The following is a 13,602-nucleotide window of genomic DNA, read 5'->3' on the forward strand; positions in this document are numbered from 1 at the left end:
GCACAGGGGATACGCAGTGGGAAACGGGACGGGACGGAGGCGGTTCGAATGGCGCACGGCGAGGTGCTCGGATTCGAGGAGTACGTACGCACGCGGCAGGAGGCGCTGCTGCGCAGTGCCCGTCGGCTCGTCCCGGACCCGGTCGACGCCCAGGACCTGCTGCAGACCGCCCTCGCCCGTACGTACGGCCGCTGGGACGGCATCGCGGACAAGTCGCTGGCCGACGCCTATCTGCGCCGTGTCATGATCAACACGCGTACGGAGTGGTGGCGGGCCCGCAAGCTGGACGAGGTTCCCACCGAGCAGCTGCCCGACGCCCGCGTCGAGGACGGCACGGAGCAGCGCGCGGACCGCGCCCTGCTGATGGACATCCTCGGTGTGCTGGCGCCGAAGCAGCGCAGCGTGGTCGTATTGCGTCACTGGGAGCAGATGAGCACCGAGGAGACCGCTGCCGCTCTGGGCATGTCTGCCGGTACCGTCAAGAGCACACTGCACCGTGCGCTCGCACGGCTGCGCCAGGAGCTGGAGAGCCGGGACCTGGACTTCCGGGCCCTGGAGCGGGGTGACGGCCGGGGCGGCAGTGACGTGCGTGGCGGAGTGCGGGGCGAACGGGGGCAGGAGCGGTGCGCGGCCTAGGCAGCGGAAACGGCGTCGAGGACAGGCCCGGCGGCGACCCGGACAACGAGCCCGGGGACCGGCCCGGCGACGGGACCGAGGTCCTGTCCACGGGTCCGGCAGGCAGGTCCGGACGCGGCGGCGTGTCCCAGCGGGGTTTCATGGCGGTGAGCACCACGGCGGTGGCCGGGCTCGCCGCCGTCGGCCTGTTCGCCGTCTCCTGCGGTACGGGGGGAACCGGCACCCGGGACGAGGGTCCGGCCCGCTCCGACCCGGTGGCCGCGAAGGTCACCCCGCAGCCGCGGTCCTCGGCGTCCGCGTCGGACGCGATGCCCGCCGAGCGGATCGACCCGGTGGAGCTCCTCAAGAACGACCCGAAGGTCAGCGAGACCGTCAAGCAGGACCTCAAGCCGTGCGTGAAGGACATCTTCCCGGTGGACGCGTCGTACGGCAGGGTCACCGCCAACGGCTCGGACGACGTCGTGGTCAACGTGATGACCTGCGCCGACGCGGTGGGGATCGGCTCGTACGTGTTCCGCGAGGAGCAGGGGCGCTACAAGAACGTCTTCGTGGCCGAGGAGCCCGCGGTGTACGCGGAGATCGACCGGGGCGACCTGGTGGTGACCCGGCCGCAGTACAAGCAGGGCGACGCGGTGGCCTTTCCGTCCGGGGAGGTGGTGGTGACGTACCGCTGGACCGGGGACAGGTTCACCGAGCACGACCGGGTGGAGAACAGCTACAGCAAGGCCGTCGGCAACGGCGACGGGAACGGCGAGAAGCAGAGCGCGGAGCAGCAGGAGACCGAGCGGCTCAAGAAGGAGGCCGCCGAGAAGGCGGCGGGCGAGCGGGCCGGGAAGTCCGCCGGACCGGGCACCACGCCGAGCGCCGCACCCACCGGACCGGCCGACGGGCCGACGCCGTCGCCCGGCGCGGGCCGGAGCACCGAACCGAATCCGTGACGGAGCCACGCGCCGGGACCGGGCACCCCGGGCCCGGCACTGGCAACCTGGTACGGAACACCCCGGCGCCGGACGGCCGGCCCCGGCCCCCGGCAACACCTGGCACCCGGCACCTGGCACCGACCCGACCCAGCAGCGGAAGAGCAGCGAGAGAGCAGCACATCATGGCCGATACCCACGTCCTGTTCGTCGAGGACGACGATGTGATCCGTGAGGCGACCCAGCTCGCCCTGGAGCGGGACGGGTTCACCGTGACCGCGATGCCGGACGGCCTGTCCGGCCTGGAGGCGTTCCGCGCGCAGCAGCCGGACATCGCGCTGCTGGACGTGATGCTGCCCGGGATGGACGGGGTCAGCCTCTGCCGGCGCATCCGTGACGAGTCCACGGTCCCCGTGATCATGCTGTCGGCACGCGCCGACTCCATCGACGTGGTCCTCGGGCTGGAGGCGGGCGCCGACGACTACGTGACGAAGCCGTTCGACGGCTCGGTCCTGGTCGCCCGGATCCGCGCCGTGCTGCGCCGCTTCGGCCACGCCTCGGGCGGCGCGGGCGCCGGTGCGGACGCGGTGCCCGGCGACGGCGAGGGCGGGGTGCTGACCTTCGGCGAGCTGGTGGTGGACACCGAGGGCATGGAGGTCCGCAAGGCCGGGGAGCCGGTGGCGCTGACACCGACCGAGATGCGGCTGCTGCTGGAGTTCTCGGCGGCACCGGGCACGGTGCTCTCCCGCGACCGGCTCCTGGAACGGGTGTGGGACTACGGCTGGGGCGGCGACACCCGGGTCGTGGACGTCCATGTGCAGCGGCTGCGTACCAAGATCGGCCAGGACCGGATCGAAACGGTCCGCGGCTTCGGCTACAAGTTGAAGGCCTGAGGCTCGCTCCTTCATGAAGCGCTTCGTGCTCCGCACCGGCATCCGCTGGAAGATCAGTGTGGCCATCGCCGCGGTCAGCGCGCTCATCGCCGTCGCGCTCAGCCTCGTCGTGCACAACTCTGCGCGCGTCTCGATGCTCGACAACGCGCGCGACCTGCAACTGGACCGGCTCCAGTTCGCCCAGCGGCTGTACGAGTCCTCCCGCGACCCCAAGGTCGGCTCCAAGCTCAACGACCCGGCGCTGCCCGCGGAGCTGCGCGCCAAGCTGGCGCACGGCCGGCGGGCCACCTACGTCCAGGAGGACTCCAAGGGGGTCCCCGAGGTGTGGGCGGCGGTCCCCTACCCCGGCAACGACATCCTCTCGCTGCACACCCGTTTCCCCGGCAACGCCGCCGTGGTCGAGGACCTCGACAAGGCGCTGGTGATCGGCTCGGTGGCGGTCGTCTTCGGGGGCTGCGCGCTCGGCATCCTGATCGGCGGTTCGATCTCGCGCCGGCTGCGCAAGGCGGCTTCGGCGGCCACGGACGTCGCGCACGGCAACTCGCAGGTCCGGGTGCGGGAGGCGATCGGCGGTTTCGTACGCGACGAGACGGACGAGCTGGCCCGCGCGGTGGACGCGCTGACCGACGCGCTCCAGGAGCGGGTGGAGGCGGAGCGGCGGGTCACCGCCGACATCGCCCACGAGCTGCGCACCCCGGTGACCGGTCTGCTCACCGCCGCCGAACTGCTGCCCCCCGGGCGCCCCACCGAACTGGTCAGGGACCGGGCGCAGGCGCTGCGCACCCTGGTCGAGGACGTACTGGAGGTCGCCCGGCTGGACAGCGCGGCCGAGCGGGCGGAGCTCCAGGAGATCGCCCTGGGCGAGTTCGTCTCGCGCCGGGTCTCCTCGCTCTACCCGGACGCGGTCGTGCGGGTGGTGCACGAGAGTTACGTGAACACCGACCCGCGCCGCCTGGAGCGCATCATCGGCAACCTCCTCGGCAACGCGGCCAAGCACGGTGCGCCGCCCTTCGAGGTGACGGTGGAGGGCCGGGTAGTGCGGGTGCGCGACCACGGCAAGGGGTTCCCGGCGGACCTGCTGCGCGAGGGCCCTAGCCGGTTCCGCACCGGCTCGTCGGACCGGGCGGGCCACGGCCACGGCCTGGGCCTGACCATCGCCTCGGGACAGGCCAAGGTGCTCGGCGCCCGCCTCACCTTCCGCAACGCCCAGCAGGACGGCGGCGCCATCGCGGTCCTGTGGCTCCCGGAACACGCCCCGACGGCCACCGGCAGCTTCCCCATCGTCAACCTGGCGGACCTGCCCCCGCGCCGCCGCTGACCGGTCGGCGGCAGGCTCCCGCCGGGGGCCTCCCGCTGCCCGCCGCCCGCCCGCCGGGCAGCCAAAGGCCCCCGGGGTGGGGAGTCCCCGGGGGCCTTCTCGTGCACGGGACCGGCCAGGCCGTGGCCGGTAGCGCTCCCGTACCGGCTACGCCTTGGCCGGGACCGGTTCCCGGGCCTCGGTGCCGCCCTGCTCCGCGGCGGCGGGCGCGTCCTTCGGGCCCGCGCCCTTCAGTACGACCTCCTTCACGAAGAAGGCCGCCACGAAGGCCACCACCGCGACCCCCGCGCCCAGCAGGAACGCCCCGTGCGTACCGGCCGCGACCGCGTACTGGACCATCTCCCGCATCTGCTCCGGCAGCTTCGCCAGCGCCTCGGCACTGACCGCCGCGCCCTTGGGCATACCGCCCGGCGCGCCGCGCGCCACCATCTCGTCGGCGACCCGCGCCGTGAACAGCGCGCCCATCACCGAGACGCCGAACGAGGAGCCCAGGGTCCGGAAGAGGGTGGTGGAGGACGAGGCGACGCCCATGTCCTTGGGCTCCACGCTGTTCTGCGCGACCAGCATGGTGATCTGCATCAGGAAGCCCATGCCGGCGCCGAGCACCGCCATGTAGATCCCGGAGGTCAGCCGCGAGGTCCCGGTGTCCATCTGGGACAGCAGGAACAGTCCGACCGTGATCAGCGCACCGCCCGCGATCGGGAACATCTTGTACTTGCCGGTGCTGGTCGTGACCCGGCCCACCACCAGCGAGACCACCATCATCGACAGCAGCATCGGCAGCAGGAGCAGGCCGGAGTTGGTCGCCGACGCACCCTGTACGGACTGCTGGAAGAGCGGGAGGTAGAGCACCGCGCCGAACATCACGAAGCCGACGATGAAGCCGATCACCGACATCAGCGTGAAGTTCCGGTTCCGGAAGATGTGCAGCGGAATGATCGGCTCCGACGCCTTCGTCTCGACGAACAGGAAGGCGGCGATCGCGACGAGACCGGTGGCGATCAGGCCGAGGATCAGCCCGGAGCCCCAGGCGTACTCGGTGCCGCCCCACGTCGTGACCAGCACGATCGCGGTGATGCCGATGGTCAGCAGCCCGGCGCCCAGGTAGTCGATCTTCCCCTTGCCCCGCTCCTTCTTCGGCAGGTGCAGCACGGAGACGATCATCGCGAGGGCGACGGCACCCAGCGGCACGTTGATGTAGAAGGACCAGCGCCAGCCGAGGTGGTCGGTGATCGCACCGCCGACCAGCGGGCCGCCGATCATGGCGAGCGCCATCACGCCGGCCATCATGCCCTGGTACTTGCCGCGCTCGCGCGGCGGAATCAGGTCACCGATGATCGCCATCACGCCGACCATCAGACCGCCCGCGCCCAGACCCTGGACGGCCCGGAAGCCGATCAGCTGGCCCATGTCCTGGGCCATTCCGCTGAGCACGGAGCCGAGGACGAAGACGACTATGGAGGTGAGGAAGATGCCCTTCCTGCCGTACAGGTCGCCGAGCTTGCCCCAGATCGGGGTGGAGGCGGCCGTGGTCAGCGTGTAGGCGGTGACCACCCAGGACAGGTGCTCCAGCCCGCCCAGCTCACCGACGATGGTCGGCATCGCGGTGCCGATGATCATGTTGTCCAGCATGGCGAGCAGCATCGCGATCATGAGCGCGAGCAGCACCACCCGCACGCTGCGCGGCTGCTTCTCCGCCTTGTCCGTTCCGCTCGGCCCGCCCGGCGCGCCCTGCGCCGGTGGCTTGGTGATCCCCGTTTTCCCCATGTCCTGCTCCCTCTCGACACTTACTTGCCGCCCGGCAAGTTGGCTACACTCAAGGAAGTTAGAGCGCCAACTAGCCGGGCGTCAAGTAAGTTCCGTCGAGTTGAACAAGCCTTGGGAGAACGTGGATGAGCAGCAGCAGCGGTACGGGCCGGGCGCGGCGCAGTGACACGCGTCAGCGCATCCAGGACGTAGCACTGGAGATGTTCGCGGAACGCGGTTACGAGAAGACCTCGCTGCGGGAGATCGCCGAGAAGCTCGACGTCACCAAGGCGGCGCTCTACTACCACTTCAAGACCAAGGAAGACATCCTGGTCAGCCTCTTCGCGGACCTGACGCGGCCGATGGACGAGCTGATCGAGTGGGCCCAGGGGCAGCCGCGCAGCCTGGAGACCAAGACGGAGCTGCTCGGCCGCTACAGCGCCGCACTGACCAAGGCGGCCCCGCTGTTCCGCTTCATGCAGGAGAACCAGGGCACCGTGCGGGACCTGTCCGTCGGCAACGGGTTCAAGGAGCGGATGATCTCCCTGGTGGACGTGATCAAGGAGCCGGAGGCTCCGCTCGTCGACCAGGTGCGGTGCATCAGCGCACTGTTCACGATGCACGCGGGGATGTTCGCGCTGAAAGACATCGAAGGCGACCCCGAGGAGAAGCGGAAGGCCGTCCTCGAAGTCGCCGTCGATCTGGTCACCCGGGCCCAGCCGCCGCAGCCGGCGGCCTGAGCGGCCGGCGGGCGGGCGTCCGGAGTCCGCCGGGGGGGGTCAGACGACCACGCCCACCGAGCGCAGGTAGGCGACCGGGTTGACGGCCGAGCCGTAGTTCGGGGTGGTGCGGATCTCGAAGTGCAGGTGCGGGCCCGAGGAGTTCCCGGTGTTGCCGGACAGGGCTATCTGCTGGCCCGCGGCGACCTGCTGGCCGGGGCGGACCTGGATGCGGGAGAGGTGGGCGTACTGGGAGTACGTCCGGTCCGCGTGCCGCACGACGATCGCGTTGCCGTACGCGGGGCCGTCACCGCCACCGTTGGGACCGGCCTTGACGACGACACCGGCAGCCGCGGCCCTCACCTTGGTGCCGACCGGCACGGCGAAGTCCTGGCCGGAGTGCTTGTGGGACCACATGGTGCCGCCCCTGCCGAACGTGGCGGAGAGTGCGTAGCCCTGGACGGGCTTGGCCCACCGCTTGGTCTTGGCGGCCTTCTTCTTGGCGGCCTGGCCGACGGACTTGGCCGCCGCGGCGGGAGCCTGGGCCGGAGCCTTGGCCTCGGCGGCGAAGGCGGTCCCGGCTCCGGCCACGACCGTCGCACCGAAGGTGGCGGCGACGACTGCGGTACGGATGCGGCGGGACGAGACGCGCTTCGACATACGGGCGATACCTCCGGAGTCACGAGAGCCCGGCGGGTTCGCCGGGCTTGCCCCACATTCGTAACCCCGCCCCCAGCAGCCACCCAAACCGCTCCGCTACTACGGCCCCTCGTAGCGGCGGCGCCGGAATTCCGCTCCTTGACGCCCGCGCCGACCCCCGTCCAGGCACCAAAAAATCTTCGCCGGAACGGGTTTAACCGCACACCACAACGCCCGTGATCGGACATAAACCCTCGTCGGCGCCCGGTCCCGGCGCTCCGGGCCCAAGGACCGGGCCCCCGCACCCCAAAAGCCCCACCGAGGGCCCGGAGAGGCCCACTATTGCCGCTAGTAGGGGCGAAATGACCTGTGCGCCTTGTCACGGGGCCGGGGCCGCGCGACCCCGGCGCACCCCCGTGAAGCACCTCGTGCGGCGCCCCCGCACGACCCCACGCACGTCAATCCGTCACTTCCGCCCCACTCGTACGGAGGACTCCGCGCCGATCCCCTCGACCGCCCGTTCCTCGTGCGCAAGTCTCAACCGCATGAGGGGTGTCGGCGTACCGTGGTGGCGGAGGGCTGTGCTGGCAGGACCGGAGGGGCACCGTATGGGCGAGGACCGTACGCACGACAACGGCGACAGCGGCGGGGACGACAGCAGAGGGGGCCACGGCGGCGGCGCCCGTGGCGGCACCGAACCCGAGGTCATCTGGCACACGGTCGTCAGCGGACGCCGGGTCGACCTCCCCGCCACCCTGCCCACCATCCGGGCCGCCCTCACCGCCGACCAGGCCGCGGACCTGGACGCCGAGATCGCCCGCACCCCCGCGCTCGACCTCCCCTTAGTACTGGCCCGCTGGGCGCTCGCCCCCACGGACGCCGCAGCGGAGGACGAGGCGGTGTTCGCCCGCCTCGCGACCGGCGACTTCTCGGACTGCGTGGCCGCCTCCACCGACGAGCCGCGCCCCGGCCACGACCCCCGCCCGGACGCCTCATGAGCAGGCTCCGCGTCCAGTACGCCCCGGCGGCCGAGACGGCCCGGCACGCGATGCACCCCGACCTCCGCCAGCGCTTCGAGCAGTCCATGCGCGCCCTGGCCAGGGACCCGTACGGCCAGGGGACGAGAGAGGTCAAGGGCGAGAAGGACCGCCGCCAGGGCGTCGCGGGCGGTGCGGTCGTCGTGTACTACGTGAGCGCGGCGGTGCTGGTGGTGACGGTGGTGCGGATCGTGCACGCATAGTCCCCGACCGCCGGATCGTGCACGCATGGTCCCCGACCACTTGCCGCGGGAACCACGCCCTCCCCAAACTCCGTTGTAGCAAGCGGTGGTTCACGTCTACAGGGGGGTTCGTCATGGCCGACGACAGCGAGCACGAATTCGACGGCATCGAGCTGGCGGACGCGGTGGAGTCCGTACGCAAGCAACTCCTGGCCGCCTCCGCGCAGGGGGTCGGCAAGGAGATCACCTTCACCGTGGAGGACATCCAGATGGAGTTCACGGTCGAGCTGCGCAAGGAGCTCAAGGGCGGCCTGAAGGTGAAGGCCTGGGTGGTGGAGGCGGGCGCCGACGCGGGCCGCTCGACGGGCAGCACGCACAAGGTGTCGCTGACGCTGAAGCCGAAGGTGGCCGAGACGGGGGAATCGCTGGATGTGAGCAACCTCCGGCCGGGGGATGTGAGCGGCTTCGGTGACGTGGACTAGGGGAACGCCTCCGATGTCCGCGCCCCACAGGTTTTCCCGGCTCGCCGTGGCCGTGCTCGGTGAGCACCAGGGCTCCGGTGTGATCATCGCGCTCAACCACAGCTTCGCACGCGGCGGCCCGAGCCTGGTCCTGACGTGCGCCCACACCCTGGGCACCCGCACGGCGGCGGAGATCGCCGTGCCGGGCGTCCAGGGCGTGCGGCCCTACCGGACGGTCTGGCGCGACGACGCACTGGACGCCGCACTCCTGGCCTCCGACGACCGTGCCTCGTTACTGGCGGGGGCCCTCCGGCCGCCGTCACCGGGCGACGATCTGCGCCTCAGCGTCCCCGAGACCTCCGCCCCGCTGCCCGGCTGCCAGGTCATCGGGTTCCCCGACGTCCAGCGGTACGAGGAGACCAAGCTCGACAGCGACCAGTTCACCGGCACCGTGCTGCCCGCCGCGGGCCTGATCAGCCGCGACCTGGTCTTCGAGTTCGACCGCCCGCCCGCCGCCGAGCGGGCCGACGGCACCTCCCCGCTGGCCGGTCTCTCCGGCTCCCCGGTCTTCTCCGGCAGCAACCTGCTCGGCATCGTCAGGTCGGTCCCGGCCGGGCGCCACCACTTCAGGCTGCTCTGCGTACCGCTGCGGCGGATCGTCGGGAGCGCGGGGTTCCGGGAGGCGCACGCCGCGGCGACCGGCCGCAAGGTCACCCTCGAACCCCTCACCGGCTCGCACCCCGAGGACCCGCCGCACGAGCGCGAGTACGCCCTCGCCCTGCGCGCCGCCTACCGCAAGACCAAGATCTTCGGCCTGGACGAACTCGGCAAGCAGGACGCCGAATGGGACCTGGACACCGCGTACCTGAGCCTGGAGGCGCAGTCCGCCGGCGGCCGGGGGTCCACCGCCGCACACGCCCCGCAGCGCATCGACGCCCTCCTCACCTCCCGTCCGCGCGTCCTGCTGCGCGGCGACGCCGGGGCGGGCAAGACCACCCTCGTGTGGTGGCTCGCCTCGCACGCCGCCGCCGGCACGCTCGGCCCGCAGCTCTCCGCCCTCAACGGCCTCGTCCCGTACGTCGTCCCGCTGCGCACCCTCCGCGCCCAGGGCCGCTCCTTCCCCACCCCCGCCCAACTCCCCACCGCCTCGCGCCTGATGATCGACCAGGCACCGGACGGCTGGGTGGGCCGGGTGCTCAAGGCGGGCCGGGCGCTCATCCTGGTGGACGGGCTCGACGAGGTCTCCCAGGACGACCGCGAGGACGCCCACACCTGGCTCGCCGACCTGCTGGCCCGCTACCCCGACAACCGCTGCATCGTCACCTCCCGCCCGCTCGCCGTGGACCAGGGCTGGCTCGCCTCGGAGGACTTCGAGGAATTGCGCCTCCTGCCCATGCGGAACAACGACATCCAGTCCTTTGTCTCCGCCTGGCACCGGGCCGCCCGCCTGGGCACCGACACCCAGGAGGAACTCGACGGACTCGAACGCGACCTCGCCCACCAATTCCGGCAGAATCCGGCCCTCCGCGATCTGGCCCGAACACCACTGCTCTGTGCCGTGATCTGTGCGGTCCACCGCGCCCGGCAGGGCTTTCTTCCGGAAACCCGCTGGGCCCTCTACCAATCGGCCCTGCACATGCTCCTCGGCAACCGCGACCGCCGCCGCAGAATCGGCTGTCCCGAGGGCATCGACATGACCATCGAGGAACACACCCAGCTCCTTCAGCGCATCGCCGTGTGGCAGGTGCGCGGTGGACAAACGGAATTCACCCGTCTACAGGCGGTGCGCCAACTCCAGCCCGCACTCGCCGGAATGGAACGCGTCCGCGCCCAGGGCGACTCCAACGCGATCCTCACCCACCTGGTGAACCGGACCGGGCTCCTCCAGGAACGTACCGACGACTTCTTCCAATTCACCCACCGCACATTCCAGGACTTCCTGGCGGCGAAGGAATTCATCGAGGGCGACCACCTCCCGGAACTCCTGAAGCACGCGGGGAACCCGCAATGGGAGGACGTCGTCCTGCTCTCGGCCGGCCACTGCAACCGGCGCGAACTCCAGCACCTGGTGACCGGGCTCCTGGCGCTCGACGTGACCCGGCCGATCCTCACCGCCCTGTGCGCCCAGCACGCCACCTGGCTCGACGAGACCGTGGCCCGCCACGTCCGCAACCTGGTGCGCACGGTCGTCCCGCCGGTCAGCGTCGAGCACGCCGCACAGCTCGCCCGGCTGGGCCCGTACGTCGTGCCGCTGCTGCCGCCGCCCGACGGGCTGAGTTCGCAGCAGGCCTTCTACACGGCCCGGATGCTCGGACGGATCGGCGGCCGGGAGGCCCTTGCGTACGCCGCGGAGCTGGCCCGGCACGCCGACGCGGACACCTCCCAGGTCCTCTCGGACAGCTGGCCCGAACTGGAGCGGGCGGCACAGCGGTAGAAAGGGGCCGGCCCCGGAGACCTTGGGTCTCCGGGGCCGGCCCCTGCACGCTCTCGCGCGTTACGCGTCCTTCGTCATGTTCGGTCCGTTGCCACCGGCGGCGGACTCGATCGGCGGGACGTCCGGCAGGGCTGCCTTCTCCTCGCCGCGGAAGGTGAACTCCTTGGCGTCGCCCTCGCCCTCGGTGCCGACGACCACGATGTGGCCGGGACGCAGCTCGCCGAAGAGGATCTTCTCCGAGAGGACGTCCTCGATCGAGCGCTGGATCGTCCGGCGCAGCGGCCGGGCGCCCATCACCGGGTCGTAACCCTTCTTGGCGAGGAGCGACTTGGCCTCCGAGCTGAGCTCGATGCCCATGTCGCGGTCCTTCAGCCGCTCGTCCACCTTGGCGATCATGAGGTCGACGATCTGGATGATGTCTTCCTCGGTCAGCTGGTGGAAGACCACGGTGTCGTCGACACGGTTGAGGAACTCGGGGCGGAAGTGCTGCTTCAGCTCTTCGTTGACCTTGTTCTTCATCCGCTCGTACCCGGTCTTGACGTCGCCCTGGGCGGCGAAGCCCAGGTTGAAGCCCTTGGAGATGTCCCGGGTGCCGAGGTTGGTCGTCATGATGATGACCGTGTTCTTGAAGTCGACCACGCGGCCCTGGGAGTCGGTCAGGCGACCGTCCTCCAGGATCTGCAGCAGCGAGTTGAAGATGTCCGGGTGGGCCTTCTCGACCTCGTCGAAGAGAACCACCGAGAACGGCTTGCGCCGCACCTTCTCCGTCAGCTGGCCGCCCTCTTCGTAGCCCACGTAGCCGGGGGGCGAACCGAAGAGGCGCGAGACCGTGTGCTTCTCGCTGAACTCCGACATGTCGAGGGAGATCAGCGCGTCCTCGTCGCCGAAGAGGAACTCCGCCAGCGTCTTGGACAGCTCGGTCTTACCGACACCGGACGGACCGGCGAAGATGAACGAGCCACCGGGGCGCTTCGGGTCCTTCAGACCGGCACGCGTACGCCGGATCGCCTGGGAGAGCGCCTTGATGGCGTCCTTCTGGCCGATGACGCGCTTGTGGAGCTCGTCCTCCATGCGCAGCAGGCGGCTCGACTCCTCCTCCGTCAGCTTGAAGACCGGGATGCCGGTGGCGGTCGCGAGGACCTCGGCGATCAGCTCGCCGTCGACCTCGGCGACGACGTCCATGTCGCCGGCCTTCCACTCCTTCTCCCGCTTGGCCTTCGCGGCGAGGAGCTGCTTCTCCTTGTCGCGGAGCGAGGCGGCCTTCTCGAAGTCCTGCGAGTCGATCGCGGACTCCTTGTCGCGACGGACGTTCGCGATCTTCTCGTCGAACTCGCGGAGGTCCGGCGGCGCGGTCATCCGGCGGATGCGCATCCGGGAGCCGGCCTCGTCGATCAGGTCGATCGCCTTGTCCGGCAGGAAGCGGTCCGAGATGTACCGGTCGGCCAGCGTCGCCGCCTGGACGAGGGCCTCGTCCGTGATGGAGACGCGGTGGTGGGCCTCGTACCGGTCGCGCAGACCCTTGAGGATCTCGATGGTGTGCGGCAGCGACGGCTCGGCGACCTGGATGGGCTGGAAGCGGCGCTCGAGAGCGGCGTCCTTCTCCAGGTGCTTGCGGTACTCGTCGAGCGTGGTGGCACCGATGGTCTGGAGCTCACCGCGGGCCAGCATCGGCTTCAGGATCGAGGCCGCGTCGATGGCGCCCTCGGCGGCACCCGCACCCACGAGCGTGTGCAGCTCGTCGATGAACAGGATGATGTCGCCGCGGGTGCGGATCTCCTTGAGGACCTTCTTCAGCCGCTCCTCGAAGTCACCGCGGTAGCGGGAACCGGCGACGAGCGCGCCGAGGTCGAGGGTGTAGAGGTGCTTGTCCTTGAGGGTCTCGGGCACCTCGCCCTTGACGATGGCCTGCGCCAGTCCCTCGACGACGGCGGTCTTGCCGACGCCGGGCTCGCCGATGAGGACCGGGTTGTTCTTGGTACGGCGGGACAGCACCTGCATGACCCGCTCGATCTCCTTCTCGCGCCCGATGACCGGGTCGAGCTTGGACTCACGAGCGGCCTGGGTGAGGTTCCGGCCGAACTGGTCGAGCACCAGGGACGTCGAGGGCGTGCCCTCGGCAGGCCCGCCGGCTGCGGCGGTCTCCTTGCCCTGGTAGCCGGAGAGCAGCTGGATGACCTGCTGCCGCACCCGGTTGAGGTCGGCGCCCAGCTTCACCAGGACCTGGGCGGCGACGCCCTCGCCCTCGCGAATCAGGCCGAGCAGGATGTGCTCGGTGCCGATGTAGTTGTGGCCGAGCTGGAGGGCCTCGCGGAGCGACAGCTCCAGGACCTTCTTCGCACGCGGGGTGAAGGGAATGTGGCCGGACGGAGCCTGCTGGCCCTGACCGATGATCTCCTCGACCTGCTGGCGAACCGCCTCAAGCGAAATGCCGAGGCTCTCCAGGGCCTTAGCGGCGACACCCTCACCCTCGTGGATCAAACCCAGGAGGATGTGCTCGGTGCCGATGTAGTTGTGGTTGAGCATCCGGGCTTCTTCCTGAGCCAGGACGACAACCCGCCGCGCGCGGTCGGTGAACCTCTCGAACATCGTTATTCGCTCCTCAGAGCGGTCGGGCAGTTAA

12 protein-coding genes are annotated in these 13,602 nt (G+C 70.6%); 9 read left to right on the forward strand and 3 right to left on the reverse strand.

All coding sequences use genetic code 11. The features are described 5' to 3' along the window. The first annotated feature begins 48 nt into the window (after positions 1–48). The 4 genes from ACFYVL_RS27280 (at position 49) to cseC (ending at position 3,764) form a co-directional block, all read left to right on the forward strand. Positions 49–636 carry a SigE family RNA polymerase sigma factor gene (locus ACFYVL_RS27280; RefSeq protein WP_389249286.1) on the forward strand — a complete coding sequence of 196 codons (588 nt, stop codon included), beginning with the start codon at positions 49–51 and terminating at the stop codon, positions 634–636. Then, positions 624–1,574, forward strand: coding sequence for a hypothetical protein (locus ACFYVL_RS27285; protein ID WP_389249288.1), 951 nt, complete (start codon positions 624–626; stop codon positions 1,572–1,574). Before ACFYVL_RS27280 ends, ACFYVL_RS27285 begins: the two co-directional genes overlap by 13 nt. 164 nt (positions 1,575–1,738) lie before the next feature. Then, the gene (gene cseB, locus ACFYVL_RS27290) at positions 1,739–2,446 is read left to right on the forward strand and encodes a two-component system response regulator CseB (protein ID WP_389249290.1); all 708 of its coding nucleotides are present in this window, start codon (positions 1,739–1,741) and stop codon (positions 2,444–2,446) included. Positions 2,447–2,459: 13 nt separating this feature from the next. Then, positions 2,460–3,764 carry a two-component system sensor histidine kinase CseC gene (gene cseC / locus ACFYVL_RS27295; protein ID WP_389249292.1) on the forward strand — a complete coding sequence of 435 codons (1,305 nt, stop codon included), beginning with the start codon at positions 2,460–2,462 and terminating at the stop codon, positions 3,762–3,764. A 147-nt stretch (positions 3,765–3,911) separates the two neighbouring features. On the opposite strand, the gene ACFYVL_RS27300 is transcribed toward cseC, so the two are convergent. Then, the gene (locus ACFYVL_RS27300) at positions 3,912–5,531 is read right to left on the reverse strand and encodes an MDR family MFS transporter (protein WP_389249294.1); all 1,620 of its coding nucleotides are present in this window, start codon (positions 5,529–5,531) and stop codon (positions 3,912–3,914) included. A gap of 125 nt (positions 5,532–5,656) precedes the next feature. Between ACFYVL_RS27300 and ACFYVL_RS27305 the strand changes: the two genes are divergently transcribed. Next, complete coding sequence (locus ACFYVL_RS27305) at positions 5,657–6,250, forward strand: TetR/AcrR family transcriptional regulator (RefSeq protein ID WP_389249296.1); 594 nt, start codon at positions 5,657–5,659, stop codon at positions 6,248–6,250. 39 nt (positions 6,251–6,289) lie between these two features. Here ACFYVL_RS27305 and ACFYVL_RS27310 read toward each other — a convergent pair whose 3' ends face one another. Further along, entirely contained in the window at positions 6,290–6,889 is a 600-nt protein-coding gene (locus tag ACFYVL_RS27310) for a M23 family metallopeptidase (RefSeq protein ID WP_389249299.1), read from the reverse strand. Between the two features lie 587 nt (positions 6,890–7,476). Here ACFYVL_RS27310 and ACFYVL_RS27315 point away from each other — a divergent pair. The 4 genes from ACFYVL_RS27315 to ACFYVL_RS27330 all read left to right on the forward strand — a co-directional run bounded on the left by ACFYVL_RS27315 (position 7,477) and on the right by ACFYVL_RS27330 (position 10,982). Then, entirely contained in the window at positions 7,477–7,866 is a 390-nt protein-coding gene (locus tag ACFYVL_RS27315; protein ID WP_389249301.1) for a hypothetical protein, read from the forward strand. Beyond that, positions 7,863–8,108: a hypothetical protein gene (locus ACFYVL_RS27320; RefSeq protein WP_389249303.1), complete on the forward strand. Its 246-nt coding sequence runs from the start codon at positions 7,863–7,865 to the stop codon at positions 8,106–8,108. The genes ACFYVL_RS27315 and ACFYVL_RS27320 overlap by 4 nt, the downstream gene beginning before the upstream one ends. A 113-nt stretch (positions 8,109–8,221) precedes the next feature. Next, the gene (locus ACFYVL_RS27325) at positions 8,222–8,569 is read left to right on the forward strand and encodes a trypco2 family protein (RefSeq protein WP_389249305.1); all 348 of its coding nucleotides are present in this window, start codon (positions 8,222–8,224) and stop codon (positions 8,567–8,569) included. 13 nt (positions 8,570–8,582) lie between these two features. Then, positions 8,583–10,982, forward strand: coding sequence for an NACHT domain-containing protein (locus tag ACFYVL_RS27330; RefSeq protein ID WP_389249308.1), 2,400 nt, complete (start codon positions 8,583–8,585; stop codon positions 10,980–10,982). A 60-nt stretch (positions 10,983–11,042) separates the two neighbouring features. Here the strand turns inward: ACFYVL_RS27330 and ACFYVL_RS27335 are convergent, their stop codons facing one another. Further along, complete coding sequence (locus ACFYVL_RS27335) at positions 11,043–13,568, reverse strand: ATP-dependent Clp protease ATP-binding subunit (protein WP_389249310.1); 2,526 nt, start codon at positions 13,566–13,568, stop codon at positions 11,043–11,045. Between the last annotated feature and the right edge of the window lie 34 nt (positions 13,569–13,602).

Origin of the sequence: Streptomyces sp. NPDC004111 (assembly GCF_042874215.1) — a bacterium.
Classification (GTDB): domain Bacteria; phylum Actinomycetota; class Actinomycetes; order Streptomycetales; family Streptomycetaceae; genus Streptomyces.

Bases quoted from the DNA above. Each gene is read 5' to 3' on its own strand.
- ACFYVL_RS27300 (WP_389249294.1), bottom strand. From the start codon at position 5,531: ATGGGGAAAACGGGGATCACCAAGCCACCGGCGCAGGGCGCGCCGGGC.
- cseC (WP_389249292.1), top strand. From the start codon at position 2,460: ATGAAGCGCTTCGTGCTCCGCACCGGCATCCGCTGGAAGATCAGTGTG.
- ACFYVL_RS27320 (WP_389249303.1), top strand. From the start codon at position 7,863: ATGAGCAGGCTCCGCGTCCAGTACGCCCCGGCGGCCGAGACGGCCCGG.
- cseB (WP_389249290.1), top strand. From the start codon at position 1,739: ATGGCCGATACCCACGTCCTGTTCGTCGAGGACGACGATGTGATCCGT.
- ACFYVL_RS27310 (WP_389249299.1), bottom strand. From the start codon at position 6,889: ATGTCGAAGCGCGTCTCGTCCCGCCGCATCCGTACCGCAGTCGTCGCC.
- ACFYVL_RS27305 (WP_389249296.1), top strand. From the start codon at position 5,657: ATGAGCAGCAGCAGCGGTACGGGCCGGGCGCGGCGCAGTGACACGCGT.
- ACFYVL_RS27325 (WP_389249305.1), top strand. From the start codon at position 8,222: ATGGCCGACGACAGCGAGCACGAATTCGACGGCATCGAGCTGGCGGAC.
- ACFYVL_RS27280 (WP_389249286.1), top strand. From the start codon at position 49: ATGGCGCACGGCGAGGTGCTCGGATTCGAGGAGTACGTACGCACGCGG.
- ACFYVL_RS27315 (WP_389249301.1), top strand. From the start codon at position 7,477: ATGGGCGAGGACCGTACGCACGACAACGGCGACAGCGGCGGGGACGAC.
- ACFYVL_RS27330 (WP_389249308.1), top strand. From the start codon at position 8,583: ATGTCCGCGCCCCACAGGTTTTCCCGGCTCGCCGTGGCCGTGCTCGGT.
- ACFYVL_RS27335 (WP_389249310.1), bottom strand. From the start codon at position 13,568: ATGTTCGAGAGGTTCACCGACCGCGCGCGGCGGGTTGTCGTCCTGGCT.